The following is a 25,936-nucleotide window of genomic DNA, read 5'->3' on the forward strand; positions in this document are numbered from 1 at the left end:
GGTCCGGCGTCTTGCAACGTCGGGCCTGTCTCTGCCCATAAGGAGCTACCCATGAGCAATACGCTGGAATTGGTCTCATGCCAGAAGTCTTTTGGCGGCTGGCACAAGCGCTACAAGCATCGGTCGACGGTTCTGGGCTGTGAGATGACTTTTGCTGTCTATCTGCCTCCTCAAGCTGAGCAGAAAACACAGCTGCCAGCCCTGTACTGGTTGTCAGGATTGACCTGCACCGATGAGAACTTCATGCAGAAGGCTGGCGCGCATCGAGTAGCTGCTGAGTTAGGACTGGTACTCGTAGCACCGGATACCAGCCCTCGTGGTCCGGACGTGCCCGATGATGCTGAAGGTGCCTGGGACTTTGGACTAGGAGCAGGCTTTTATCTAAATGCCACTCGCGAGCCCTGGGCCAAACACTATCGGATGCATGATTACGTTGTGAGGGAGCTGCCTGCTGTCATCGAGGCAAACTTCCCGGTGTCGGAGAAGCGTGGCGTAAGCGGCCACTCGATGGGAGGCCATGGTGCTTTGGTCTGCGCCTTGCGTAATCCCGGTTTCTATCGTTCGGTTTCGGCTTTTTCACCTATCGTAAAACCGATGAATTGTCCTTGGGGGCAAAAGGCGTTTTCCAATTATCTGGGGGAAGACCGTTCCACCTGGGCTGAGTGGGATGCCTGTGCACTGATGGAAAAAGCGCAGGAACGACTACCTGTTCTTGTAGATCAAGGGGAACAGGACAGCTTTCTTTCCGAGCAGCTCAAACCAGAGGCATTGGAGCAGGTAGCTACCCGTGTCGGTCATCCCTTGACCCTGCGTCTGCAGCCTGGTTATGACCATAGTTACTATTTCGTTGCCACCTTTATCGAGGATCATTTGCGTCATCATGCCCGCGCGCTGATCGATTGATCGAACTTGCGTGTTCGGTAACGGCGACGTTTACGGATTACCCCGGTAGAATTGACGCCCTGATCCTTCAGGGCGTTTTTATTTATGCGAATTGGCCACGGCTATGATGTCCATCGTTTCGGTGAAGGTAACTTCATCACGCTGGGCGGTGTACAGATTCCCCACACTTCTGGACTGGTTGCTCACTCGGATGGTGACGTCGTTCTGCATGCCTTGGCAGATGCCCTGCTGGGAGCGGTTGCACTGGGCGATATCGGTAAGCACTTCCCAGATACCGATCCGCAGTTCAAGGGTGCCGATAGCCGAGCATTGCTACGTCATGTGTTGGGTCTGGTCCAGCAAAAGGGCTTCAAGGTTGGTAACGTCGACGCCACGATTATCGCTCAGGCTCCCAAGATGGCCCCTCACATCGATGCCATGCGTCGTGTGATTGCAGAAGATCTGCAGGTTGAGCTTGATCAGGTCAATGTAAAGGCAACCACCACAGAACGCTTGGGATTTGTCGGGCGTGAGGAAGGCATTGCCGTGCATGCAGTAGCGTTGTTGCTTCCGGTATGACTGAAATCGAACTGCTAGGCCCGACGGCTCATGGACCGGCCTGTGGTACCGCTGTATTGAAGGCGACTGCCGAAGACTTTCAGGTGAACGAGGTGCTCGATATTCCCTTGGAAGGCGAGGGTGAACATCTCTGGCTTTGGGTCGAGAAGCGAGGCCTCAACACAGAGGAGGCTGCACGTCGTTTGGCGCGCGCGGCTGGTGTTCCGCTACGGGCCATCAGTTATGCAGGGCTCAAGGATCGACAGGCGCTCACGCGTCAATGGTTCAGCCTGCATCTTCCAGGAAAGACCGACCCTGAGCTCAGCGCTGCTGAAGGCGATGCCCTGTGCATCCTGAAGCGGGCCAGGCACCGCCGTAAGCTTCAGCGCGGCGCTCACGCAGCCAATGGATTCACGCTCAGGCTGACCGAGCTGGCGGCTGACAGAGATAAGCTGGAGGAGCGGCTGAGCAAGATAGCCGCTGAAGGCGTACCGAACTACTTCGGACTGCAACGCTTCGGGTACGAGGGTGGCAACCTGGGCGAGGCGCGGCATTTCGCACAGCAGGGCTCGCTGCCCGAACAGCGTAATCGCCGTTCCCGCATACTGTCCGCAGCGCGTAGCTACCTGTTCAATCAGGTATTGGCGCAACGTGTTGCCGCCGGAAGCTGGAATGTGGCCAGGGTTGGCGATCTGTTGGCCTTCACTGACAGCCGCAGCTTTTTCCCTGCGGGGGAGGCAGAGTGCTCCGACCCCCGGCTGGCGGCACTTGACCTTCATCCTACCGGCCCGCTCTGGGGAGAAGGTGACTCACCTGCCGGTGGCGCAGTCCAACAGGAAGAACAGGGTGTAGCCGCCGATACGGCCGGATTGCCCGCCTGGCTTGCTGATGCGGGGCTTCGGCATGAACGGCGCATTCTTCGCCTCCCTATTAACGGTTTGTCATGGCATTATCCCGAGCCTGACATTCTGCAACTTGATTTCGTCTTGCCGGCTGGCTGCTTTGCTACCGTTGTAGTGCGTGAGCTCGTCTCGCTGGCCACGGCAGGACAGACGGATACTCCATGCGACTTTTGATTGCCAACGATGACGGCGTTCTTTCACCCGGCATTGCTGCCTTGCATGCGGCGCTGGACGACTATGCCGAGTGCACCGTGGTAGCGCCATTGACGGATATGAGTGGAATCAGCAGCGCCTTGACGCTGGATCGTCCCTTGCATCCACAACGGTTGCCTAATGGTTATATTGGTATAAACGGTACGCCTACCGATTGTGTGCATCTGGGCATCAACGGTCTGCTGGAGCATACGCCCGACATGGTCGTATCAGGTATCAACCTGGGCGCCAACCTGGGCGATGACGTTCTATACTCGGGAACGGTGGCAGCGGCACTGGAAGGTCGCTTTCTTGATCGTCCGGCTTTTGCCTTCTCGCTCTTGTCACGGCTTCCGGATAATCTTCCGGCGGCTGCGCAAATCGCCCGGCAGCTGGTCGAGGCCCATACGCAGTTTGATCTACCGCCGCGTACGGTGCTGAATGTCAACATACCCAACCTGCCGCTTGAACATATTAAAGGGGTGCGGCTGACCCGGTTGGGCCATCGTGCACGTGCCAAGCCTCCGGTCAGGGACGTTAATCCCAGGGGTAAGGAAGGGTACTGGATCGCAGTCGCGGGTGATGCTGAAGACAGCGGCCCGGACACGGATTTTCATGCGGTGATGCAAGGTTACGTATCGATTACGCCGCTACAGTTGGATCGGACCTTCCATGAAGGGTTTGCCGGACTGGCTGTTCTAGAGGAGATGTTTCGATGAATCAGGGGCAAGAGCATATGCAGCGTCATGGGATCGGCATGACTTCGCAGCGGACTCGCGAACGGCTCATTCAAAGGCTTTATGAGGAAGGCCTATCCAATGCGCAGGTGCTGGAAGTAATTCGACGCACGCCCCGTCATCTGTTTGTCGACGAAGCCCTGGCGCACCGTGCCTATGAAGATACGGCACTGCCCATTGGTCATAACCAGACCATTTCTCAACCGTACATGGTGGCTCGCATGACCGAGCTGCTGCTGGCGGCCGGTCCGCTGGACAAGGTCATGGAGATCGGTACGGGATCCGGCTACCAGACTGCGGTGCTGGCCCAACTGGTTGAGCGTGTGTTCTCTGTTGAGCGTATTCAGTCGCTGCAGGACCGAGCCAAAGAGCGCCTGGTCGAACTCAATGTGCGCAACGTCGTATTTCGTTGGGGAGATGGGTGGGAGGGCTGGCCAGCTCTGGCTCCCTATAACGGCATCATCGTAACAGCGGCGGCTCGTGAAGTGCCTCAAGCCTTGCTGGATCAGCTGGCACCGGGTGGACGTCTCGTGATTCCGGTAGGCGAGGGCGAAGAGCAGCAATTACTGTTGATCGAACGCCAGGAAGAAGGTTTTTCACGTCAAGTGCTCGATTCTGTGCGCTTTGTTCCACTTCTGAATGGACCGTTGGCCTGACCCCTTCGTCAGGGAACGATAGCATTGGCAATGGTCAATACAGCGGCCAATTCGGCTTGCGTTGACGTACAAGCTTTCTAAGGGGGAAGGAGTGAGGCTTCTTAAGGCCCGGCTGCGAGGGATTCGCAACGGTAGTGGGATCAGCTTGGTAGTGGCTCTGATGCTAAGTCTCGTCTTGTCAGGATGCTCCAGCTCCTCATCCCGAGGTGTACAGGTCGTTGATCGCTCCGGTGGTTCGGCAAATACATACCGTGTTACAAAAGGACAATATACCGTTCGGCGGGGGGATACCCTTTACGCTATAGCCTCCCGTAATGGATGGGATTGGCGAAGCCTTGCTGCTCATAACGGTATTTCTCCACCGTATGTCATCCATGTTGGCCAAAAAATCAACTTTGGCGGCAGCAGCTCCAGTACGGTCGCAACTACCTCTCGAAGACCCGTACAAACCGTGTCGTCTGCGCCTGTTTCCACCGCTCCGGCTAGTACGAACACGCCTGTGGCTACGCCTGCACCCGCCTCTCCACCCGTAGCGCAGAGCGTTCCAGCTGCGCCTCCGCCGGTAACGGCGCCCCCGGCGACTACACCAACTGTCGAGGTTGCCAAGACTTCTGCAGGCTGGGCCTGGCCCACTAAGGGCACACTGATTTCCCGGTACTCCTCGAACGGCAGTTTGAATAAAGGCATTGATATAGCCGGAGATTTGGGACAGCCTGTTCTGGCGGCTTCCGGTGGAACCGTCGTGTATGCAGGCAATGGGTTAAGGGGTTACGGTGAGCTGATCATCATCAAGCACAACGAAACCTACGTCAGTGCGTACGGTCATAATCGCAGGCTTCTGGTTCGGGAAGGGCAACAGGTCAAGGTCGGGCAAACAATCGCCGAGATGGGTTCTACAGGAACCGACCGGGTGAAGCTGCATTTTGAGATTCGCCGGCAGGGTAAACCCGTAGATCCTCTGCAATATTTGCCAAATCGTTGACTCGTTGTCTGACCCGTTCCAGCGCTAGGGGGACGGGTTCAGGCGTAATCAGGGGGATTGATCACGCCCGGGCTTGTTGTCGAACTCAAGCAAGGGACATTGATCATGGCGCTTAATAAAAAAGAACCCGAGTTTGACATGAGTGACGAAGTGCTCCTGCTGGAAACTTCCGTCTCATTCGAAGAAGGGTCATTTGATGCATCACAGCTACTGGGTGATGCGCCTAAAGCACTTCAATCACGTACGTCCAAGCAAACCAAGCATATCGATTACAACCGGGCGCTTGATGCGACTCAGTTGTATCTCAATGAAATCGGTTTCTCTCCACTGCTTTCTCCTGAGGAAGAGGTTCATTTTGCGCGATTGGCGCAAAAGGGAGATCCCGCTGGCCGCTGCCGTATGATCGAGAGCAACCTTCGTCTTGTGGTGAAGATTGCTCGCCGTTATGTGAATCGGGGGCTGTCCCTGCTCGATCTGATCGAGGAAGGCAACCTGGGGCTGATTCGCGCGGTAGAAAAATTCGATCCTGAGCGTGGCTTCCGCTTCTCAACCTACGCGACCTGGTGGATCCGACAGACCATCGAGCGTGCCATCATGAACCAGACGAGGACGATTCGTCTGCCCATTCATGTGGTCAAGGAGCTTAATCTGTATTTGCGGGCTGCCCGTGAACTGGCGCAAAAGCTTGATCATGAGCCGTCGCCGGAAGAGATCGCCTGTCTGCTGGAAAAGCCAGTGGAAGAGGTGAAGCGGATGATGGGACTTAATGAGCGGATCAGCTCTGTTGATGTGTCTTTGGGGCCTGATTCAGACAAGACGCTTCTCGATACGCTTACCGACGATAGGCCAAGCGATCCGTGCGAACTATTGCAGGATGACGACCTCAGCCAGAGCATTGACCAATGGCTGTCGGAGTTGACGGACAAGCAGCGTGAGGTGGTTGTCCGGCGTTTTGGCTTGCGCGGGCATGAAAGCTGTACGCTTGAAGAAGTAGGGCAGGAGATCAACCTGACCCGCGAGCGGGTACGGCAGATACAGGTCGAGGCCCTAAAGCGTTTGCGCGAGATTTTTGAGCGTAACGGCTTGTCGAGCGACTCGTTGTTTCAATAAGCCTTCTAATTGGCACTAAAGCCCGACGTTGAGTTGGGCTTTTTTATAAACGCGCGAAAGCCATCGGCAACGTGATAACGAGGTGGCAGAGGTGAGTCACGGGAGGTTCTCTAATGCTCTAGGCAGCGGAGAAAGAGAGCGGGTTGCAACGTGGTTCGGCAGATGAATAAACAAAGACAAAGGGCGAGTTAACTCGCCCTTTTAGATGCGTGCAACAAATGCAGCGCCTGAATAGCTGGGTTAAAGCCCTGATCAGCGCTCCAGGTACTGCAACTTGTTAGGCTTGCCGTCCCACTCTTCCGCATCGGCCAGCGCTTCTTTCTTCTCGGTGATGTTCGGCCAGACTTCACAGAGATCACGGTTCAACTCTATGAATTCCTGCTGGTTTTCCGGTACCTCATCTTCAGAGAAGATAGCCTGTGCAGGGCATTCCGGCTCGCATAGGGCGCAGTCGATACACTCATCTGGATGAATGACCAGAAAGTTGGGGCCTTCGTAAAAGCAGTCCACCGGGCATACTTCTACACAGTCGGTATATTTGCATTTGATGCAGTTGTCGGTGACAACAAAAGTCATTATTAGAACTCCTCAGGCGGCTAGGCGCGGGATTTTAGCAGTATTAGGCCAATCCCCGTCATCGGGTTGTCAGATACGCTTTTTCCATTCATAGATAAGCTGCAGCGCTTTAAGTGGCGTCAGCTCGTCGGGATTCAGTTTTTCCATCTCATCCAACAGCGGATGCGTAGCCGCTGCAAACAGATCGGCCTGCATGGGTTGAGGTGCCTGGCTGATCGTTTTCGGGGCTTCGTGGGACAGACTGGTCTTTTCCAAATGCGCCAGATGCTCACGGGCCCGCTGGATGACCTGACTAGGTACACCTGCCAGTTGAGCGACCGCAAGGCCGTAGCTCTGGCTGGCCGGGCCGGGCAGAACATGGTGCAGGAAGACAATCCGATCGTTGTGCTCAGTGGCATTGAGGTGCACGTTGGCTACTACCGGCTCGTTGTCTGGCAGAACCGTAAGCTCGAAGTAGTGTGTTGCAAACAGAGTGTAGGCACGCAGCTTGGCCAGCTGTTCAGCAGCGGCCCAGGCCAATGACAGGCCGTCGAAGGTACTGGTGCCTCGCCCGACTTCATCCATGAGGACCAAGCTATGCTCGCTGGCATTGTGCAGGATGTTGGCGGTTTCACTCATTTCGACCATAAAGGTCGAGCGCCCGCCTGCTAGGTCATCACTTGAGCCAATTCGGGTAAAGATGCGGTCTACCAGGGACAGGCGGCACGCCGCTGCCGGTACGAAGCTACCGATATGTGCCAGGAGAACGATCAGGGCGGTCTGACGCATATAGGTGGATTTACCGCCCATGTTCGGGCCGGTAATGATCAGCATCCGCGTATCGTTATTCAGGTTCAGGTCGTTGGCTACAAACGGGGCATCCAGCACCTGCTCCACAACGGGGTGACGGCCCTGTGATATTTCCAGGCAGGGTTCATCGACAAAATTCGGTCGATTGAGGTCGAGGTTCAGTGCACGTTCGGCCAGGTTGCTCAGTACATCAAGCTCGGCCAAGGCCGCCGCGGTGTCCTGAAGGGGGGCAAGCTGTTCGATGAGGCTATCGATCAAGGCTTCATACAGGACCTTTTCACGGGCCAGTGCACGGCTCTGGGCTGACAAGGCCTTGTCTTCAAACGCCTTCAACTCCGGCGTAATGAAGCGCTCGGCCCCTTTGAGCGTCTGTCGGCGAATATAGTCAGCTGGTGCCTGCTCAGCCTGCATCCGGGGTAGCTCGATGAAGTAACCATGGACGCGGTTGTAGCCAACTTTCAAGCCGGAAAGGCCGGTGCGAGCCTTTTCCCGAGCTTCGAGATCCATCAGAAACTGCCCGGCGTTCTCGCTCAAGGTCTGTAGCTCGTCCAGCTCGGCATCGTAGCCGCGCTTGATGACGCCGCCATCGCGGATGACTGCTGGCGGAGTGTCGACAACAGCGCGAGAAAGCGTATCCGCCAGTTCGGGATAGGTCTGGATGCTTTTGGCCAGGTCGTTGAGATGAGGCGCTACCAGATCCTGCATGCCGTGCTGTAATCCGGGGAGCGCCGAGAGCGCGTCGCGCAGACGAGCCAAATCCCGCGGGCGAGCCGTACGCAGTCCGATTCGGGCCAGGATACGCTCTATGTCGCCGATCTCTTTCAGTTGAGGTTGCAGCTGTTCGAAGCGGTATTGCTCCAACAGGCAGGTAATGGCGTCTTGGCGCGCCTGGATGACGCTGCGGTTGCGCAGGGGGCGGTTGAGCCAGCGAGTCAGAAGGCGGCTACCCATGGCCGTTTGGCAGCGATCGACCACCGATTGCAGTGTATTCTCACGGCCGCCGGAGAGATTGGTATCCAGTTCCAGGTTGCGACGGCTGGCGCCATCCAGAATGACCGTGTCGTCCAGGCGCTCGTGATGCAGGCTGCGCAGGTGATGAAGCGCAGTACGCTGCGTCTCTTTGGCATAGGCCAGCAGGCTACCAGCCGCACCGATGCCCAGTTTGAGCTTGTCACAGCCAAAGCCTTTGAGGTCCTGCGTACCGAATTGCTGGCATAAACTCTTGACAGCCGTGTCGCAGTCGAAGTCCCAGGGTGCTCTACGGCGAAGTCCGCGGCGCTTCTCGATAGGTAGGCCCTGCGGCCAGTCATCAGGAATAAGCAGCTCGGCCGGGTTGAGTCGCTCGATCTCGGCCATGAGCGGCTCCCAGCCGGATAGCTCCTGAACAACAAAGCGTCCACTGGTGATGTCCAGGACCGCAAGACCGAACAGTTTGTGATCGCCTAGAATGGCGGCGAGCAGGTTATCGCGTCGCTCATCCAGCAGGGCTTCATCACTGACTGTGCCAGGCGTAAGAATCCTGACGACCTGACGCTCCACGGGGCCTTTGCTGGTAGCCGGATCGCCGATCTGCTCGCAGATGACTACGGACTCACCCAGTTTGACCAGTTTGGCCAGATACCCTTCGGCTGAGTGAAAGGGGATGCCCGCCATGGGGATAGGCTTGCCTGCCGACGCGCCACGGGCAGTCAGTGTGATGTCGAGCAGCTTGGACGCCTTTTTGGCATCATCATAAAAAAGTTCGTAAAAATCACCCATGCGATAGAAGAGCAGCTGCTCAGGGTGCTGATGCTTGATCTTCAGGTATTGCTGCATCATTGGCGTATGGTTGGAAAGGCTTTCCATACAGGTCATTCACTCGCGGGGTCGTTTTACAGGGTCGACAATTCTACCGGATTTGTCGGTATCGTCGGATAAAAAGCACCGGGTAGGAGGCTGTTGAGGCGTTAAACCCAAGCGGTAGCCGGAAGCGGGTGACTGATGGGTAAAGACGCTATCAGCCTATCGTCCAGGAGGTACTAAATTTTCTCTCAACCCCCCTTCACAACGGCTTTGCCGCGAATAAAATGACGCTTCTCTCGCCGGCATTCGTCCGGTTTTTTCTGGTGTTCTGCCAAACATGTCGACCGATAATCCTTGCCTTAACTGCGGTGCTTGCTGCGCGTTTTTTCGTGTGTCGTTCTACTGGGGTGAATGCCGGTCCGCCGGTGGCCTGGTGCCGGATGAGTTGACGGTGGGGGTTACTCCTCACCACGTTGCGATGGTAGGTACTGATACCAAACCTGCACGCTGCGTCAGCCTATTGGGCGATGTAGGCTGCGGTACGCGTTGCACCATGTATGAGAGCCGACCGAGCCCTTGCCGTGAGTTCGAAGCCTCATGGATCAATGGTGAGCATAATGAGCGGTGCGATGCTGCGCGTGCAGCCTATGGCCTGCCTCCATTAACGCCGCCGTTGCAGCCTCATCAGTCGCCTGAGCGCGTGGCCTGATAGCCGGACGTTTCAACAGAGGCGGAAAAAAGCTTCAAGGGGGCTGCAAATGGAAAGGGCGCGGGTAATGATGGCGATGATCAGGCCCAGCATGCCCAATGTGCCTGCCCATAGCAGGGCCAAGCCGACAGGATGCTGATTTCTGGCGAAGCCTGTGATAAGCATGGCTGAAAACAGAATGATGAAAACAAGGGTGGTGTTGTGATTCATGATGATCGTCCGTCGGTGGCGGTCCGAAGTGTATGCCATTCGCCGCTCTAGAGGCGGCCTATCATCATGTTTGGGAATAAATATCGAGGGGCCGGTATGAGCGGCAATCACTCATACCGGTAATGACCCGGTCAGGCTGCCTGCCAGGAGCGCTCGGCTTCGTCACGCGTCTTGACCAGTTGAATCTTGCCGCCTTCGACAGACTTCACCCAGGACAGCGGAATATAGTGGTGCTGGCCATTGGCATCCTGATCCTGCTTGGTCAGCTTGATACGATCAGTGCCTTCCAGGTGATCGACTGTGCCAACGTGCTGGCCATCGGATCCTACGATTTCGGCGTGTTCTTTAATGCTGTTTACATCAACCATTTCATTCTCCTGTTGGGACGTGAAAGGGTGAGTTGCCCTCAAGCAACTCGCTTAGGCCCATTCAAGGTGCCTACCCAAGGTCCGACAGGGAGAGGCTTCGCTATGTTTCATGGGTGCGACGAGAGGTCGCAGAGGTTGCCGCGCTGTGAAAGTAGGATGACGGTTGCGTGATGAAAGGTGCGTTTCGAATGTAGAAACGCCCGGATGATCCGGGCGTTTGGATGGTCTGGCAGGGTATTCAGATGCCTTCATCTCCTTGAAACTCTTCAACGGCGCGAACCACTTTGTCATGGTGGGACTCGCCTGCAGCCTCTGCCAGCTTTTCAATCGCCTGGGCAAGTGCCTCGAAGGCATCACGGTAATAAGCAGGCTGATCTTGATCGGCCGCTTTGCCAGCCTGCATACGGGCTTGCTGGAGCAGTTCGGCAATTTCTTCTTTATTTGCAGCCATGGTGGTTTCCCTCATGTAATCGACAGACATTGGACAGCCGCTCGCGAGGTGGATTCACCTTTACTGGCTACGTCGTTCCCACGCCTCCCGATTGACCAGATCAGGCGGGCGCTTACCTGACAGGGCAGCCAGCAGATTGTCGACCGCGCAGCGTGCCATGCCTTCGCGCGTGCCATGGGTTGCCGAACCGATATGGGGTGTAGCGACCACATTGGGCAGGTTCAGCAGGGGGGAGTCTGCCGGAAGCGGCTCCTTTTCGAAGACATCCAGACCGGCACCTTTGAACTGCTGCTTTTGAAGCGCGTCGATCAGGGCCTTCTCATCAACCACCTTGCCACGAGAGATGTTGATGAAAAAGCTTTCCGGTTTTAATAACGCGAACTCCCGCGCCCCGATAAGCCGCGTTGTTTCAGGGCTTAGCGGTACGGTGACACAAATAAAGTCCGCCTCGCTCAGTAGTTGGTCCAGGGAGCGGTATTGTGCGGCGAACTCCCGTTCGATATCCGGCTTGGGTGAGTGGCTGTTGTAGAGGATAGTCATGCCAAAGCCGAAGTGACCGCGACGGGCAATCGCCGATCCGATCCGGCCCATTCCCACTATTCCCAGCGTCTTGCCATGAACATCACTGCCGAAGAGGGGCTCCCCCAAGCTGGCCTGCCAGTCTCCCGCCTTGACATAGTTCGCAAGCTCAACCACACGTCTGGCGGTCGACAGGATCAAGGCGAAAGCTGTGTCAGCGACTGTTTCCGTCAGTACATCCGGGGTGTTGCACAAGAGAATGCAGCGGCGGGTAAGGTAATCGAGGTCATAGTTGTCGTAGCCTACCGATACGCTAGCAATGGCTTCCAAGTGAGGTGCCTTGTCCAGCAGTTCAGCGTTGAGTTTGACGCTGGAACCAATCAGGCCGTGCGCGTCTGGCAAGGCGTCTTCCAGCGGTGCCAGACCATGCGTACCGGTTACATCGACATAGATCAGCTCAGCTGCTTCCTGCAGGCGAGCAGTCAGCGCGGGTGAGAATTTCTTGTAGGCAATGACACGCTTTTTCATGAGCAGTCCTGTTCAGTGAGAGGTGGCCGTACGCATCGGCTGTGCGTTCTTGGCTGTTTCCTGGCTGGCAGTAGGAGCGGAACGCAGGAGCATAGTCAGCACGGCAGAGACGAGAAGTGCACTGCCCATGAAGACATAGGACGCAGCAGGAGTACCGGTAACACCGTTTAGATAACCCACGATGTAGGAGCCAACAAAGGAACCCAGTGCTCCCATGCTGTTGATAAGCGCCATAGCTCCACCCGCTACGTTGCTGGGTAGGATCTCCGGCACGATGGCGAAGAACGGACCGTAAGGCGCGTACATGCAGGCACCTGCGATAACCAGCAAGGTGTAGGACCACCAGAAATGTTGAGTGCCCAGCATGAACGACCCTGCAAAAGCGAGGGCGGCGATCAGTAGCGGCGGCCACACAAAGCGTTTGCGGTTGAGGGTTTTGTCGGACATCCAGGAGACCGCCAGCATGGCAAGGACCGCCATCAGATAAGGCAGAGCGGATAGCCAGCCAGCCTCGACAATATCCAGCTGAGCGGCCTGTTTCAGGATGGAAGGAAGCCAGATCACGAAACCATATACGCCAATACTCCAGCAGAAATACTGGGCAGACAGCAGAATGACTTTGGGCGAGCGAAAGGCCTCCCGGTAATTCTTGACGGGTTTCATACCCACCTGTTCAGCCTGAAGCGCGCTCTCGAGGTCCTGCTTTTCCTGAGTGCTCAGCCATTTGGCCTGTGCGGGACGGTCATCGGCCAGGCGCCACCAGATAAAGGCCCAGATAATGGCGGGAAAGCCCTCGATGATGAACATCCAGCGCCAGTTGAGGGTATGCACCAGGTAGCCCGAGACGACCGACATCCAGAGAATGGTTGCGGGATTACCCAGGATCAAAAAGGTATTGGCCCGGGAGCGCTCCGCACGGGTAAACCAGTGACAGAGATAAACCAGCATGGCCGGCATGACCGCTGCCTCAACCACGCCCAGGAGGAAGCGAATCGCAATCAGGGCCTGTACGTTTGGAATCACGCCGGTCAATGTGGCACAGCCGCCCCATAGGATCAGGCTCCAGAAGATCAGCTTTTTTACGCTGCGCTTTTCAGCGTATATCGCGCCAGGCACCTGAAAGAAGAAATAGCCAAGAAAGAACAGAGCACCCAGTAGCGACGACATGGCTGGAGTAATGGCCAGGTCATCAGCCATGCCGGAAGCGGCCGCGAATCCATAGTTGGCCCGGTCCAGATAGGCCAGGCTGTAGGTGATGAACACGATGGGCATGATGTACCACCAGCGGCGGGTGGCAATGGAGGAGGTTGCATTCATGACGATATACCTGTGGGCTTATTGTTGTTGTCCATGGGGTGTCCAGGTGTTATGGCAGCTCGTGGCGGTAGGGCAGACCTTCCATATCTCCGATAACCTGTACGGCCTTTGCACCGATCCAGTTACCCCGGGCCACGGCAGCGGAAACATCCAGGCCCTCGAGGCAGGCACTGACAAAACCGGTTGCGAAGCCATCGCCAGCGCCGACGGTATCGACGACGTTTTCCACCGGATAGCCAGAAACGTGACCCTCGCTTTCATGGGTGCGGTAGTAGGAACCCTCCGGTCCCAACTTGATAGCAACCACCTGGGCGCCCTGGTTCAGATAGAAGGCAGCAATGTCTTCGGGAGTGTCATAGCCGGTAAGTAACCTGCCTTCGGCCAAGCCCGGCAGTACCCAGTGGGCCAGACTGGCGAGGCGGTTAATCTCCTCACGCATGCGGGCTTCGCTAGGCCAAAGGGAGGGACGCAGGTTGGGATCAAAGGACACACTACGGCCCTGCTGGCGTGCACTGTTCATCAAGTGGTAGGTCAGTTCGCGAAGCGAATCTGAAAGGGCGGGTGGAATACCCGTCGCATGTACATGGCGAACATCCAGTAGGGCGTCATCGAAGTCATGCTCTATCGATAGGTGACTGGCGGCTGACCCCTTGCGAAAGTACTCCACGATGGGATCACGGCCATCGATTTCCCTCGATTTGAACTGAAAGCCCGTAGTGTGCTTGGGGTCGATGGCAACCCGGCTGCAGTCGACCCCCTCGCGTTCAAGCGTTGCACGAATGAAACGGCCCAGGGAGTCATCGCCTACCCGTGACAACCATCTTACTTTCAAACCCAGACGGGTCAGGCCAATGGCGACATTGCTGTCAGCCCCGGCGATACGCTTGCCGAAGTGCTCGACGTTGGCCAGGTCACCGGGCTCTTCAGCCACGAACATTGTCATCGTCTCGCCAAAGGCCAGCACGTCGTAATCAGGCATGGTGCATCTCCTGCTGAGTGGTACCAAGACGGCCCAATGCCTCGACATGACGCTGGGTCTCGCGAACCACGTCGCCCTGCAGGGGAAATTCGATGGCGCGTGGCAGTCCTGTCTTGAAATGAGTAAATAGCCGCGCCCAGCGTTTCAGATCCTCGGCTTCAGGGGGCATCGCATGAAGACGGCCGTTGCGCTCGCGAACAGCCTTGCAGTGGATGTACTCCACGTAACATCCCAGTAATTGTGCGGCCGTTTCTGGTTGCTCGTTCTGCCAGTGCCAGTTGCCGACATCGAAGGTCATGCCGATAGGCAGTTTCATTCGCTGCACAACATCAAAAAACGTTTGTAAGGCCTTGAGTCGACCCCCTTGCGGAGTCTGGTCATTTTCAATCAGCAGACGCACTGAGCTGGCGTCCAGCATGTGACCCAATGCTTCCATGTCACAGTAAGGTGTGAAGTGGCCAAGGGAGATCTTGAGCGTATGCGCTCCAAGGCGGGCGGCGCGTACCATCGCAGGCTGTAACTCACGGGTGGGTTGATGCTCGCCTTGTGACCATAGCTCGATGGGGACCGAGTAGACGCATTCCAGTCCCTGTGCAGCTATGCTGTTACCCAGGGCAGATAGCTCAGGTCGCATGTCATCGAACAGTTCGTCACGTATCTCGACGGTACTGGCGCCGGCTCCTGCTATCAGCGGAAGGAAATTTTCCTGACCGCGAGCGCGTACGGCATCAGCACCAAAGGCAGAAGTAGTCACTACGACATCAGGTTTCATAACGCCTCCTGAAACCGGTTTCATTGAAGGTCGAGCACAGTGTGCCGCCCCCACATTGTTGTTTTAACGTCGCGCCGGGGTAGAGCCGCGTACCACCAGTTCGGCCGGTAATGCCAGCGTCCGTGAGCTCGACACATCGCCTCGCAGGCGTTCCAGCAGATACTCCAATGCGGCTACGCCCAGCGCATGGGTTGGTTGAGCAATGGCGGTAATGCCGTCGCCTACCAATGGATACCAGTCAAGATCGTCCAGGGCGATTAGTCCAACCGATTCAAACGTTCTGTAACCTAATTCCCTGAGGCCTTTTGTCACAGCGAGCGCGGCAATGCCGTTCGCCGCCATGATGGCTTTGGGACCATGATTGGTATCGGAGAGAAAATGCGCGAGCTGCTCAAGTAGCGCAGCGCTGAAACCGGCGGAGGAGCTGACGCGCCCTCGCACACCCGCGCGGGGCGACAGGTAGTGAATGAAGGTTCGGGCGCGCTCTTCTCGTGAACTGGTTCCGTCCAGATCTTCGGTCACCATGAGCAGGTCGCGGTAGCCCCGCTCAAGCAAATGCTCAAGACCCAACCGAATGGCCTGTGTGTTATCCAGCCCAACGAGATCAGCATCCAGACCATCCAGCTTGCGATCAAGCAATACCATGGGCAGTTCTCGATGCAGTTGCTGAAGCTCTCGGGGATGGTGACCCAGCGTGTTGACGATCAAGCCTTCCACGTTATAGGACTGAAGCGCATTCAGGTGGCGCTCTTCCTGGAGGTCATCTCGATCAGTGTTACATACGATGAGAGAATAGCCATGCCGACGGCAGGCCGTCTCGACGCCATGCATGACGGCAACGGAATAGGGATTGAGCATGTCGGCTACCAGCATACCGATAAGCCGGCTGCGGCCGCGCTTAAGACCTCGCGCCATTTGATTAGGCTGAAAGCCAAGCTTTTCGATTGCCAGCTCGATGCGCAACGCCAGCGCATCTGATAGGAGTTGCCTGTCTCCGCTGATATAGCGAGAAACGCTCGCCTTGGAAACGCCTGCTTCCTGAGCGACCTGATTGATAGTGGCACGCGGCGGCCGCATGCTTTGAAGAGGCATATCCAATGGGCCTGCTCCCTAATATTGTGGAGTTCTTGTCTATGGAACGACAGGCTTTGAAACCGGTTTCAGAAAACCATTTTGTTCTGTGGCTTGGCAAGAGTACGCCTGGCTTGAACCGACGAGCGGCAGCCCTCATATAGAAAGCTCACAACCTTGTACAATAAAGGTTTCGCCTCGCCATCTTCTCAGGGCCACACAATGACTATCGATGAGTTATCAGCTGAGCTGGGCAAACGGTTATCGGCATTGAAGGCACAGGTCGTAACTGCCGAGTCCTGCACCGGCGGCGGTATTGCCGAAGCCATTACCCGCGTAGCGGGCAGCTCTGCCTGGTTCGAAGCGGGATTTGTGACGTATTCCAACGCCCAGAAAACGGCCCAGCTGGATGTGCCGGATCACTTGTTTATGGAGGTAGGCGCTGTCAGTCAGGCGGTTGTCGAGGCCATGGTACGTGGGGCGCAGGCACGCAGCGGGGCCCGGTTCGCTGTTGCGGTCAGTGGTATCGCAGGCCCGGGTGGCGGCTCTCCAGAAAAGCCTGTCGGGACGGTCTGGCTGGCGTGGGGAAACGGCTCTGACATCTATAGCGAGAAACATTTTTTTCCTGGCGACAGAGCTGCTGTCAGGGCTCAGACCGTTGTGGCTGCATTGGAAGGATTATTGCGAATTTCGACATGAGAAAATCGCATCGAAAGGTAGCCAGCGAGCCCTTCTTATGCTTTAATACTGTTCACATATACAGTGCTTTCCACGGCCGTCTGGCCTACCTTCTTGCGAGAGGATTTTAATGGACGACAACAAAAAGCGCGCCCTGGCCGCGGCCCTGGGTCAAATTGAGCGTCAGTTTGGCAAAGGCGCAGTCATGCGCATGGGTGATCATGAGCGTCAGGCAATTCCGGCTATTTCCACCGGTTCGCTCGGTCTCGATATCGCCCTGGGGATCGGCGGTCTGCCCAAGGGCCGTATCGTAGAAATCTACGGTCCGGAATCGTCGGGTAAAACTACGCTGACCCTGTCCGTCATTGCTGAGGCGCAAAAGCAGGGCGCAACCTGTGCCTTCGTTGACGCAGAGCATGCGCTGGATCCGGATTATGCCAGCAAGCTGGGCGTCAATGTTGACGACCTGCTGGTTTCCCAGCCGGATACCGGTGAACAGGCGCTGGAAATCACCGACATGCTGGTGCGCTCCAATGCCGTAGACGTGATCATCGTCGACTCCGTAGCTGCTCTGGTGCCCAAGGCGGAAATCGAAGGCGAGATGGGTGATATGCACGTAGGTCTGCAGGCGCGTCTGATGTCTCAGGCGCTGCGCAAGATCACCGGCAATATCAAGACCGCCAACTGCCTGGTGATTTTCATCAACCAGATCCGTATGAAGATCGGGGTGATGTTTGGCAACCCGGAAACTACAACTGGCGGTAACGCGTTGAAGTTCTACTCCTCGGTCCGTCTGGATATCCGCCGTACCGGTGCGGTGAAGGAAGGGGACGAGGTGGTAGGTAGCGAGACCCGCGTTAAAGTCGTCAAGAACAAGGTGTCTCCACCATTCCGTCAGGCTGAATTCCAGATCCTGTACGGCAAGGGCATCTACCGTAACGGTGAGATCATTGATCTGGGCGTACAGCTGGGTCTGGTTGAAAAGTCAGGTGCCTGGTATAGCTACCAAGGAACCAAGATTGGCCAGGGTAAGGCTAACGCGGCCAAGTTCCTGGAAGAGAACCTTGAAGTACGTAATGCGCTCGACAAGAGCATTCGCGAAAAGCTTCTAAGCCAGGCCCCCGTTAAAGGGGCGGCCACTGAAGAAGCCGAAGCGGGCGCTGACGCTGACTTCTAAGGTTCTGCCTGATAAAAGCCCTCGCTGTGCGAGGGCTTTTTTATTTCAGCCTGATAATTTTACGGGGCGTTTGAATGCCTATTGAACTCGATACCCCAGCGGCTGTTCGCCTAGCAGCTATGGATCTACTGGCCCGCCGAGAGCATGGCCGACAAGAGCTGGTTCGCAAGTTGCGTAAGCGGGGGGCACCGGATGAACTGATCAACGCAGCCCTGGATCGCCTGGCCGAAGAGGGGCTGCTGAGCGAGACACGTTATCTGGGTAGCTATATCGCAAGTCGTGCCCGGGCGGGTTATGGACCTGTTCGTATCCGTGAGGAATTGGCTCAGCGCGGTCTTGCCCGTGCTGATATCGAACAGGCCCTATCGGAGTGTGAGGAAGACTGGTCAGCTCATTTACGTGATGTCTGGCAACGCAAATTCAAAGGCAAGCGCCCCGCTGACGCTAAGGAACGCGCACAGCAGGGACGTTTCTTGAGCTACCGCGGTTTCTCCATCGACAGCGTCAGTCGATTGCTGCGTGGCGCGCCAGATGACTGATAGGGCGGGCCCGGCTAACGCCTCTCGATCAGCGTAGCCAATGTTGTGGATCGTTCAGTGAATCCACCAACTCGCGCAGGCGCCCATAATCGCGGCCATTGAAGTTGAAGGAAAGCTGGCTCAGGTGAGCAAATTCCGGTTCGTCGATGTTGGTTTTGCCCGAGGCTTGCTGAGTGAAGTGCCCGCTCTTGCACAGGTCCGCAAAGTGCGTATCGATATGCGCCAGCGCTTCGGATGTTAGGGCATGGTTCAGACGCATCACGAATTGACCGTTCAGCCAGCGTGTCGAATGAAAGTTGCTGTAGAACCGGCTGATGATCTCTGCTGCCTCTTCCGCAGTATGCACCAGCGTTGCCAGTTTCAGGTCCTTGGGCAGGATATAGCGCTCATCCGCCAGGTTCTTTTTCAGAAAAGTGACCGCATCCTTCCAGAACGTACCCTCAGGTGTATCCAGTAGCACGACGGGTACGAGAGGGCTTTTACCGGTTTGTATCAGCGTAAGGACTTCAAAGGTTTCGTCCAGGGTGCCAAATCCGCCAGGGCAGAGTACAAGTGCATCGGCTTCCTTGAGAAAAAACAGTTTACGTACGTAGAAGAAGTGAAAGGACAGCAGGTGATCGGTGCCGTCCATGGTTTGGTTGGCCCGTTGTTCAAAAGGCAGGGTAATGTTGAAGCCCAGGCTATTGTCCAAGCCGGCACCTTCGTGAGCTGCCGCCATGATGCCGCCACCTGCTCCAGTGATGACCATCATGTCCCGCTGAGCGAGGGCTGAGCCGAGTGTGCGGGCCAGCACATAGAGTTCATGATCCACGGCCGTACGGGCTGATCCGAAAACCGTTACCTTGCGCCGTCGCTTGTATTGCTCAAGATGACGAAAGGCATTTTCCATCTCTCGCATGGTTTGCATCATGATCTTGGCATCCCAACGGTTGCGGTCTGCCTGGGCCATGCGAACCACGGTCAACAGCATGTCGCGATACAGAGACAGATTGGGACTGTTGGCCGGAACGGTATGAGCCAGCAGCTCATCGATCTTTTGGGAAAGGTCTTCGGCACTGACCTGTACATGACGAGACAGATAGTCGTCTTGTGCGTCTGGGTTCATCTGCATACTCCTGGTAGCCACTGCTGTGTAATCAAGCTGCCATTCCAGGCAGCGATTACCTTGCCTTTAGCATAGTCGTGGCGCGGAGTAAGAAAGGCAAATGCCTGTCTTGAATGGCCATGCCAGACGCGGCATGGCAAAGAAAGCTTACTTGCTCAGACCGCAATCGGCTGCTTCGAAGCGCTCGTTCGCAACCGGGCGATTGCTCTGGTATTCGGTAAAGCTGTACACCAACATGGCGCCACGGGCTAACAACTGGCGGTAGCCGGTGTTGCGGCAGACACTGGCGGCCAGCTGGGTGCGTACCGTCGCCGGGTTGGCTTCCATCTGATGCGCATGGCTGGCACGTACACTCAAATGATTGATGAGCTGGCGCCCTTCAACGGTATAGCCACGGTCAAGAATGTCTTCATTGATAGCGCGCGGAGTCCCCACGCTGCTTTCTTTCGCGACCTTTTGCAGCATCTGCGACAGTTCTTGTTCTTTCAGCGAGGCCGCCTGGGCCGCTGCAGGAAGGATGAAGCAAAGGGCGAGGGCAGTATAACGCAGCATTGAACTCTCCAACGTAGATCAGGCTCGCTTCGACCGCAGGGCAGCCGTGATGTTCGCAAGCAAAGGCTAATTGCGGTACGCAAAGGGTACTCCTGTGGTCGGCGCTTTCAAAATGCCAGATGTGTTCTGGACAGCCTTTGTTAAACTTGCCCATGTAAATCACGCAGTACTTCTCATGCCTTATATCCGCTCTGCCAATTCTTCTTCCCGTCCGCCAAATGCCGTAGCCCGGCTGCGTCATGATCGTCTGGCGCGCAGCAGCAAACCTTTTGTTGCCCGTGGATCCCGCGTTCAACGCTGTGAGGGTTGTCGCCTTGCGTTGCCTCACTGTTTCTGCGAGTGGCGACCTGCGGTCGAATGCGCGGCAGGCATGTGCCTGATCATGCACGATGTAGAGCCGCTCAAGCCAAGCAATACCGGATGGCTGATTGCCGATGTGGTCAGTGACAGTTTTGCCTTTGGCTGGTCGAGAACGGATGTAGATGACGCACTACTGGCCGTGCTGAGCGATCCTCAATGGCAACCCTATCTTGTATTTCCGGCCGAATACTCAGCGCCTGAACGAGTCGTGCAAACGGTAGAGCCAGTCCAGGGCAAGCGACCTTTATTCGTCCTGCTGGATGCTACCTGGACTGAAGCACGAAAGATGTTTCGTAAGAGCCCTTATCTGGATAGCCTGCCGGTGCTAAGTCTGAGCCCTGAAGAGCTTTCCCGCTATCGCCTGCGACGCTCCACACGAGGCGAGCACCTCTGTACGGCAGAAGTGGCTGCGCTTTGTCTGGAGCTGGCGAGAGAGGAAAGAGCGGCGGTGGCGCTTGATGCCTATCTGGACGTGTTCAGTGAACGTTATCTCAACGCCAAACAGAATCGCCAGACAGATCCGTTCAGCGCGGCGCATCAGCGATTGCAGCCCTTCGTTGCCGCATTCCCCTGATTAGTTTGTCACCTTGGGCTCGACCACGGCCTTTCTGGGCCAGAGCTGCGCGACCAACATGCCGATAAACATGAGCGCGCAGCCCAGATAACCGCGGGCGGTAAGCGACTCGTCCAGCAGCCAGGCGCCAAAAAAGGCCGCAAAGACGGCTTCGAGTGAAAAAATGATTGCCGCATGGGAGGCAATGGCGTCGCGCTGTGCAACGACCTGCAACGTATAACCGATGCCGGCGGCAATGATACCGCCATACAGCAGCGCGGGAGCGGCCTGAATAATGTTCTGAGCTTGAATCGGCTCAAACAGCAATGCCAGCGTCAGGCTGACCGCTGCACAGAATGCGAACTGAAGGATGGACAGTAGCATCGGATCATGGCGGCTCGCAAAATGCCCTACCACCAGCACATGCGCTCCCCAGGCAAAGGCGCCGGCCAATTGCAGCCAATCGCCGGAAGCTACCTTAAAATTCTCGCCTATGCTAAGCAGACACATGCCTGCCACCGCCAGGCAGGCACCTAGCCAGGTGCCTCTGCCGGTGCGTTCGCCAAACAGCAAACCCAGAATGGGGACTACAATCACATAGAGTCCGGTGATGAAACCGGAGTTGGTCACGGATGTGAATAGCAGGCCCACTTGCTGGAAGTTGATGCCAATGGAAAGCAGCAGGCCCATCAGGCAGCCGCCGACCACTACGCGACGGTCGAGGCTAATCGGTGTTCTGGCGCGGCGATGCAGCACCAGCAGGACTGGAATCAGTGTCAGTGCACCCAATGCAAAGCGAAGTCCCGTAAAGAGGAACGGACCGATGGAGTCCATGCCGGCGCGCTGTGCAATAAAGGCGCTCCCCCAAATCATGGCTGTGATCAGCATGAGAACATCGGCACGTAGGGCTTGGGTACGCATGACAGGCTCGCTTGGCAAAAGTCGTCACTCTGCCGGATGGCTGTGACTTTGGGAACCCTGTGATTATGGTCGCAAAGTGCCTTGACCCGTCGTCGGACGCTCGGCATTCTGAGCCGCTGAAATTACAGAATCATAATAAGGACCAATTTACCGATGGCCGCCTATCAGATCCTCATCGCGGATGATCATCCGCTGTTCCGTAGCGCCCTGCAGCAAGCCTTGACGCTTGGCTTGGGGCAGCAGGCACAGCTGGTGGAAGCGGCAAGTATCGCCGAACTCGAGGCTCAGCTGGCGCACAAGACTGATTGGGATCTGGTCCTGCTCGACCTCAACATGCCGGGCGCCTATGGTTTTTCCGGACTAGTGCTGCTGCGCGGGCAATACCCACAGATTCCGGTGGTCATGGTCTCTGCTCAGGAAGACGCCGCTGTAGTGCAGCGCGCACGGGAGTTCGGTGCCAGTGGTTTCATACCTAAATCCAGCGATCTGGAAACGATCCAGCAAGCCGTACGCCTTGTGCTGGATGGTGATACCTGGTGGCCGGCCCAAGGAGAGGGTGCTGCGAACCTCAGCGAAGAAGCCAAGGCTGCGAAGGCCGGATTATCCAGCCTGACGCCCCAGCAGTTCAGGGTGCTGACCATGGTATGCGATGGCCTGTTGAACAAGCAGATTGCCTATGAACTCAGCGTGTCGGAAGCCACAGTAAAAGCGCATGTAACGGCGATCTTCCGTAAATTGGGTGTGAGAACCCGAACGCAGGCTGCCCTGTTGCTGCAACAGCTCGAATCAACTCCAGGCTGATGAGTTTTCACGCTTTTTCGACACGCTACAGGCTAGTCTTCTATTGAGTCGCTGCATGGAGCCTGGTGTGATATCTCCCTATAAAGGCAAGACCGGCCTTAAACGTGTCATCAAGGCTACGGGCTATTCCCTGGCCGGTCTGAAGGTGGCTTTCAAAGGAGAGGCTGCCTTCCGCTCGCTGGTGCTGATGAGCTGCATCCTGATCCCGCTGGCCTTTTGGCTGGATGTATCGCGAGGCGAGCGGGCAATCATGGTGGGTGTCTGCCTGCTTTCGCTGATTGTTGAGCTGTTCAATGCCGCTATCGAAGCCGTGGTGGACCGGGTCTCGCTGGAATGGCATGAGTTGTCCAAGAACGCCAAGGACTTGGGCAGTGCGGCTCAATTCGTGGCAATGTGGATGATTGCAGCCGTCTGGTCGATCATTCTGCTGGGGTAGCACGCTCCTTAAAGGGGGCCAGCAAGATCTGGTCGCTACGTGCAATACCCTCGGTAAGCTTGCGACACAGTGCCAGGAATTCGGTCATGGCTGCCGTCTGGTATTTCTGGCGGTGCCAGATAAAACAGAACTGACGACGCAAATCCAGGCTGGGAGTTTCGATTGGGACAAGACTGCCGCGCTCGAAGGCATCGCGCAGGGCAAGCCTCGAGATGCAACCGATGCCCAGACCTGATTCCACTGCCCGAATAATGGCCTCTGTATGCTCCAGCTCCAGGCGAATATTCAGGGGCGCTGCATGATGACGCATGGCCTGATCGAACGTCAGGCGAGTACCGGAGCCTTGCTCCCGAAGAATCCAGGCCTGATCAATCAGCTCTTCCAGACCTACCGTTGGATGGTTGGCTAAAGGATGTTGCGGAGCACAGAAGATTACCAGCTCATCTTCAATCCAAGGGTGGACTTCAATATCCGCGTCCTGGCAATCCCCCTCAATCAGGCCTAGATCAATATCATGGTTAGCCACGCGCTGTACGATATGCGCTGTGTTATGAACATGCAGGCGCACTCGGCAATCGGGATGACGTTGCATGAAATCACCCAGCAGGAGCGTAGCCAGATAGTTGCCAATAGTGAGCGTGGCGCCGACTTCCAGTGAGCCGAATCCGGTCTTGCCCCGTAGCAGGTTCTCGATCTCGTCGCTGCGGTCGAGCAAGGCAACTGCCTTGGGCAATAACTGGCGGCCCAAGGCATTGAGGGTCAGCCGTTTGCCTGCACGGTCAAAGAGTTTGCAGTCGAACTGACGCTCTAGCTCTCCCAAGGCCGTGCTGGTTGCCGATTGTGAGAGCGCAAGCGTCTCTGCCGCGCGGGAAACACTTTCCAGGCGGGCGACGCCGACGAAAACTTCGAGTTGACGCAACGTGAATCTCATATCTGCTCACTGGATAACCGATATCCGAATTATTCATTTTACGGATATTCTTGCGTTATATAAAATGCCGCGCAAATGCGCTTGGTCGCGTCCTTTTTGTCAAACCCGATCCAGAGCGGTCACACGTGCAGGTAGTCCCGCCTCCGCGAGACAGAGCCGGGCATCAGCGTCTTTGGGCAGGTGATTAGGAGTTTTTCATGAGCAATCTGTACACCGAGCGCGTCCTGAGCGTTCACCACTGGAACGATACACTGTTCAGCTTCAAGACGACCCGTAATCCGGGGCTGCGTTTCGAGAACGGCCAGTTCGTCATGATTGGACTGGAAACCGAAGGTGGCCGTCCGCTGATGCGCGCCTACAGTATCGCCAGTCCCAACTATGAAGAGCACCTGGAATTTTTCAGCATCAAGGTTCCGGATGGTCCGCTGACCTCCCGCCTGCAGCACCTGAAGGAAGGCGATAACCTCATGGTTAGCCGCAAGCCTACCGGTACGCTGATTCTGAGCGACCTGAAGCCTGGCAAGCACCTTTATCTGCTATCCACCGGCACCGGCATGGCGCCGTTCCTGAGCACCATTCAGGATCCGGAAACCTATGAACGTTTCGAGAAGGTGATTCTGGTTCACGGTGTACGTTATGTAAATGAACTGGCCTATGCCGACTTCATCACCAACGTACTGCCTGAGCATGAATACTTTGGCGATATGGTTCGCGAAAAGCTGATCTATTATCCGCTGGTGACGCGTGAAGAATTCCGCAACATGGGTCGTCAGACCGATCTGATGCGCAGCGGCAAGTTATTTGAAGATATCGGCCTGCCTCCGATCAATCCTCAGGACGACCGTGCGATGATTTGCGGCAGCCCTAGCATGCTGGACGAAACCAGCGAAGTGCTGAACGAGTTTGGTCTGGCCATCTCTCCACGTATGGGTGATCCGGGTGACTACCTGATCGAGCGTGCGTTCGTCGAGAAGTAAGCGCTACCCGCGTTATCGAAACCCGCCCTGGAGGCGGGTTTTTTGTGTCTACGGTAAGGGCTGGTCAGGCGCAGAAAAGCTTTTGACCCAGACTCAGTCATTATCTGCACGCTCGATATCCAGAATACGGATGACATTGGACTCCGGATAATGCCAATGGACGTCTACATCCCATAGGCGAACACCATAACGGCGGTCAGGCGGCGGGACTTGATAGGCCGGACGAGGGTCCTGAGTCAGGCATTGCTCAATCAGAGCGGCCAATGGCTCGTTCAGACGCTTTCCATGCTGCTCCGCCTGCACGCGGGCCTCGTGCGTCCAGAGGACCGGAATCCCATCGGGAGGTGCACTGGCTATGGTATTAAAGGCAGTTGGAATTGCATCGGCGTAGGGCACGTAAGGCTTGATGTCCAGCACCGGGGTACCGTCCAACAGATCGATACCTGAAAGCCTGAGCCGGCCCGGCTCGATAGCGTCCAGTGTTACCACAGATTGCCCAATACCATTGGGACGGTGAGTGGCACGCGTCGCAAAGACACCCAGGGAACGGTTCCCTCCCAGGCGGGGAGGACGTACTTTAAGACGCGGTTTCTCTTCCAATGTCTGGTGAAAGAGGAACAGCAGCCAGACATGACTGACGTGTTCTAGCCCCTGTACAGCATCCGGGTGGTCGAACGGCGGCACAAACTCCAATACACCTCGGGCAGCCGGAGCCAAATGGGGCTGGCGAGGGATGGCGAACTTCTCCTTGAAACAAGAGCGGATATGGCCGATAGGGGAAACGCTATAAGTCATGGGGAGCGTCATAAGGGAGAC

General features: G+C 56.4%; 30 protein-coding genes. 15 read left to right on the top strand and 15 right to left on the bottom strand.

The genetic code is table 11. The features are described from left to right. Positions 1-51 precede the first annotated feature (51 nt). The 7 genes from fghA (at position 52) to rpoS (ending at position 6,019) form a co-directional block, all read left to right on the top strand. Positions 52-903: an S-formylglutathione hydrolase gene (gene fghA, locus HMPREF1487_RS14445; protein ID WP_010797403.1), complete on the top strand. Its 852-nt coding sequence runs from the start codon at positions 52-54 to the stop codon at positions 901-903. 84 nt (positions 904-987) lie between these two features. After that, positions 988-1,461 (top strand): 2-C-methyl-D-erythritol 2,4-cyclodiphosphate synthase, encoded by a 474-nt coding sequence (ispF, locus tag HMPREF1487_RS14450; protein WP_010797404.1) that lies wholly within the window; start codon positions 988-990, stop codon positions 1,459-1,461. Next, a complete protein-coding gene (gene truD / locus HMPREF1487_RS14455; protein ID WP_010797405.1) occupies positions 1,458-2,516 on the top strand; it encodes a tRNA pseudouridine(13) synthase TruD in 1,059 nt (352 codons plus the stop codon). The genes ispF and truD overlap by 4 nt, the downstream gene beginning before the upstream one ends. After that, on the top strand, positions 2,504-3,253 hold the full coding sequence (surE, locus tag HMPREF1487_RS14460; RefSeq protein WP_010797406.1) for a 5'/3'-nucleotidase SurE: 750 nt from the start codon (positions 2,504-2,506) through the stop codon (positions 3,251-3,253). Before truD ends, surE begins: the two co-directional genes overlap by 13 nt. Positions 3,254-3,291: 38 nt before the next feature. Then, a complete protein-coding gene (locus tag HMPREF1487_RS14465) occupies positions 3,292-3,927 on the top strand; it encodes a protein-L-isoaspartate(D-aspartate) O-methyltransferase (protein WP_167517287.1) in 636 nt (211 codons plus the stop codon). Positions 3,928-4,087: 160 nt separating this feature from the next. Then, positions 4,088-4,909: a peptidoglycan DD-metalloendopeptidase family protein gene (locus tag HMPREF1487_RS14470; RefSeq protein WP_083603041.1), complete on the top strand. Its 822-nt coding sequence runs from the start codon at positions 4,088-4,090 to the stop codon at positions 4,907-4,909. Between the two features lie 105 nt (positions 4,910-5,014). After that, entirely contained in the window at positions 5,015-6,019 is a 1,005-nt protein-coding gene (rpoS, locus tag HMPREF1487_RS14475) for an RNA polymerase sigma factor RpoS (RefSeq protein ID WP_010797411.1), read from the top strand. A gap of 252 nt (positions 6,020-6,271) precedes the next feature. Here the strand turns inward: rpoS and fdxA are convergent, their stop codons facing one another. Both fdxA and mutS read right to left on the bottom strand, forming a co-directional pair. Further along, positions 6,272-6,595, bottom strand: coding sequence for a ferredoxin FdxA (gene fdxA / locus HMPREF1487_RS14480; RefSeq protein ID WP_010797412.1), 324 nt, complete (start codon positions 6,593-6,595; stop codon positions 6,272-6,274). A 69-nt stretch (positions 6,596-6,664) separates the two neighbouring features. Continuing rightward, positions 6,665-9,229, bottom strand: a complete 2,565-nt coding sequence (gene mutS, locus HMPREF1487_RS14485; RefSeq protein WP_010797413.1) for a DNA mismatch repair protein MutS — start codon at positions 9,227-9,229, stop codon at positions 6,665-6,667. 274 nt (positions 9,230-9,503) lie between these two features. On the opposite strand from mutS, the gene HMPREF1487_RS14490 reads away from it, so the two are divergent. Next, positions 9,504-9,875: a YkgJ family cysteine cluster protein gene (locus HMPREF1487_RS14490; RefSeq protein ID WP_010797414.1), complete on the top strand. Its 372-nt coding sequence runs from the start codon at positions 9,504-9,506 to the stop codon at positions 9,873-9,875. Between the two features lie 12 nt (positions 9,876-9,887). Here HMPREF1487_RS14490 and HMPREF1487_RS14495 read toward each other — a convergent pair whose 3' ends face one another. From HMPREF1487_RS14495 to HMPREF1487_RS14530, 8 genes are all read right to left on the bottom strand, one after another. Next, positions 9,888-10,085 (bottom strand): hypothetical protein, encoded by a 198-nt coding sequence (locus HMPREF1487_RS14495; RefSeq protein ID WP_010797415.1) that lies wholly within the window; start codon positions 10,083-10,085, stop codon positions 9,888-9,890. Positions 10,086-10,216: 131 nt separating this feature from the next. Beyond that, a complete protein-coding gene (locus tag HMPREF1487_RS14500) occupies positions 10,217-10,453 on the bottom strand; it encodes a DUF2171 domain-containing protein (RefSeq protein WP_010797416.1) in 237 nt (78 codons plus the stop codon). A 238-nt stretch (positions 10,454-10,691) separates the two neighbouring features. Further along, positions 10,692-10,904 carry a hypothetical protein gene (locus HMPREF1487_RS14505; protein WP_010797417.1) on the bottom strand — a complete coding sequence of 71 codons (213 nt, stop codon included), beginning with the start codon at positions 10,902-10,904 and terminating at the stop codon, positions 10,692-10,694. 60 nt (positions 10,905-10,964) lie between these two features. Continuing rightward, positions 10,965-11,951 (bottom strand): 2-hydroxyacid dehydrogenase, encoded by a 987-nt coding sequence (locus tag HMPREF1487_RS14510; protein WP_010797418.1) that lies wholly within the window; start codon positions 11,949-11,951, stop codon positions 10,965-10,967. A 12-nt stretch (positions 11,952-11,963) separates the two neighbouring features. Continuing rightward, positions 11,964-13,268 carry an MFS transporter gene (locus tag HMPREF1487_RS14515; protein ID WP_010797419.1) on the bottom strand — a complete coding sequence of 435 codons (1,305 nt, stop codon included), beginning with the start codon at positions 13,266-13,268 and terminating at the stop codon, positions 11,964-11,966. 49 nt (positions 13,269-13,317) lie between these two features. After that, positions 13,318-14,247: a sugar kinase gene (locus HMPREF1487_RS14520; protein WP_010797420.1), complete on the bottom strand. Its 930-nt coding sequence runs from the start codon at positions 14,245-14,247 to the stop codon at positions 13,318-13,320. Next, positions 14,240-15,019, bottom strand: a complete 780-nt coding sequence (locus HMPREF1487_RS14525) for a sugar phosphate isomerase/epimerase family protein (protein WP_010797421.1) — start codon at positions 15,017-15,019, stop codon at positions 14,240-14,242. Before HMPREF1487_RS14525 ends, HMPREF1487_RS14520 begins: the two co-directional genes overlap by 8 nt. Before the next feature lie 63 nt (positions 15,020-15,082). Next, positions 15,083-16,111: a LacI family DNA-binding transcriptional regulator gene (locus HMPREF1487_RS14530; RefSeq protein WP_010797422.1), complete on the bottom strand. Its 1,029-nt coding sequence runs from the start codon at positions 16,109-16,111 to the stop codon at positions 15,083-15,085. A 201-nt stretch (positions 16,112-16,312) separates the two neighbouring features. Here HMPREF1487_RS14530 and HMPREF1487_RS14535 point away from each other — a divergent pair, with 201 nt between their 5' ends. The 3 genes from HMPREF1487_RS14535 (at position 16,313) to recX (ending at position 18,484) form a co-directional block, all read left to right on the top strand. Continuing rightward, positions 16,313-16,789, top strand: a complete 477-nt coding sequence (locus HMPREF1487_RS14535; RefSeq protein WP_010797424.1) for a CinA family protein — start codon at positions 16,313-16,315, stop codon at positions 16,787-16,789. A 109-nt stretch (positions 16,790-16,898) separates the two neighbouring features. Then, a complete protein-coding gene (gene recA, locus HMPREF1487_RS14540; RefSeq protein ID WP_010797425.1) occupies positions 16,899-17,945 on the top strand; it encodes a recombinase RecA in 1,047 nt (348 codons plus the stop codon). A gap of 74 nt (positions 17,946-18,019) precedes the next feature. Continuing rightward, positions 18,020-18,484, top strand: a complete 465-nt coding sequence (gene recX / locus HMPREF1487_RS14545; RefSeq protein ID WP_010797426.1) for a recombination regulator RecX — start codon at positions 18,020-18,022, stop codon at positions 18,482-18,484. Between the two features lie 28 nt (positions 18,485-18,512). Here the strand turns inward: recX and HMPREF1487_RS14550 are convergent, their stop codons facing one another. Then, the gene (locus HMPREF1487_RS14550; RefSeq protein WP_010797427.1) at positions 18,513-19,589 is read right to left on the bottom strand and encodes an LOG family protein; all 1,077 of its coding nucleotides are present in this window, start codon (positions 19,587-19,589) and stop codon (positions 18,513-18,515) included. 147 nt (positions 19,590-19,736) lie between these two features. Beyond that, positions 19,737-20,141: a quorum-sensing-regulated virulence factor family protein gene (locus HMPREF1487_RS14555; RefSeq protein ID WP_010797428.1), complete on the bottom strand. Its 405-nt coding sequence runs from the start codon at positions 20,139-20,141 to the stop codon at positions 19,737-19,739. Between the two features lie 175 nt (positions 20,142-20,316). Between HMPREF1487_RS14555 and HMPREF1487_RS14560 the strand changes: the two genes are divergently transcribed. Then, positions 20,317-21,075: a tRNA-uridine aminocarboxypropyltransferase gene (locus tag HMPREF1487_RS14560; protein ID WP_051370235.1), complete on the top strand. Its 759-nt coding sequence runs from the start codon at positions 20,317-20,319 to the stop codon at positions 21,073-21,075. Here the strand turns inward: HMPREF1487_RS14560 and HMPREF1487_RS14565 are convergent, their stop codons facing one another. Further along, entirely contained in the window at positions 21,076-21,975 is a 900-nt protein-coding gene (locus HMPREF1487_RS14565) for a DMT family transporter (RefSeq protein WP_010797430.1), read from the bottom strand. It lies immediately after the preceding gene. A 153-nt stretch (positions 21,976-22,128) separates the two neighbouring features. Here HMPREF1487_RS14565 and erdR point away from each other — a divergent pair, with 153 nt between their 5' ends. Further along, positions 22,129-22,776: a response regulator transcription factor ErdR gene (gene erdR, locus HMPREF1487_RS14570; protein WP_010797431.1), complete on the top strand. Its 648-nt coding sequence runs from the start codon at positions 22,129-22,131 to the stop codon at positions 22,774-22,776. 55 nt (positions 22,777-22,831) lie between these two features. Beyond that, positions 22,832-23,212 carry a diacylglycerol kinase gene (locus HMPREF1487_RS14575; RefSeq protein WP_010797432.1) on the top strand — a complete coding sequence of 127 codons (381 nt, stop codon included), beginning with the start codon at positions 22,832-22,834 and terminating at the stop codon, positions 23,210-23,212. Here the strand turns inward: HMPREF1487_RS14575 and HMPREF1487_RS14580 are convergent. Next, positions 23,196-24,143, bottom strand: a complete 948-nt coding sequence (locus HMPREF1487_RS14580) for a LysR family transcriptional regulator (RefSeq protein WP_010797433.1) — start codon at positions 24,141-24,143, stop codon at positions 23,196-23,198. The genes HMPREF1487_RS14575 and HMPREF1487_RS14580 overlap by 17 nt on opposite strands. Before the next feature lie 197 nt (positions 24,144-24,340). On the opposite strand from HMPREF1487_RS14580, the gene fpr reads away from it, so the two are divergent. After that, positions 24,341-25,120, top strand: a complete 780-nt coding sequence (gene fpr / locus HMPREF1487_RS14585) for a ferredoxin-NADP reductase (protein ID WP_010797434.1) — start codon at positions 24,341-24,343, stop codon at positions 25,118-25,120. Positions 25,121-25,213: 93 nt separating this feature from the next. On the opposite strand, the gene tsaA is transcribed toward fpr, so the two are convergent. Beyond that, positions 25,214-25,915, bottom strand: a complete 702-nt coding sequence (gene tsaA, locus HMPREF1487_RS14590) for a tRNA (N6-threonylcarbamoyladenosine(37)-N6)-methyltransferase TrmO (protein WP_037030051.1) — start codon at positions 25,913-25,915, stop codon at positions 25,214-25,216. Positions 25,916-25,936: the final 21 nt, after the last annotated feature.

The sequence above is a fragment of the Pseudomonas sp. HPB0071 genome (assembly GCF_000478505.2).
GTDB classification, from domain to species: Bacteria; Pseudomonadota; Gammaproteobacteria; order Pseudomonadales; family Pseudomonadaceae; genus Chryseomonas; species Chryseomonas luteola.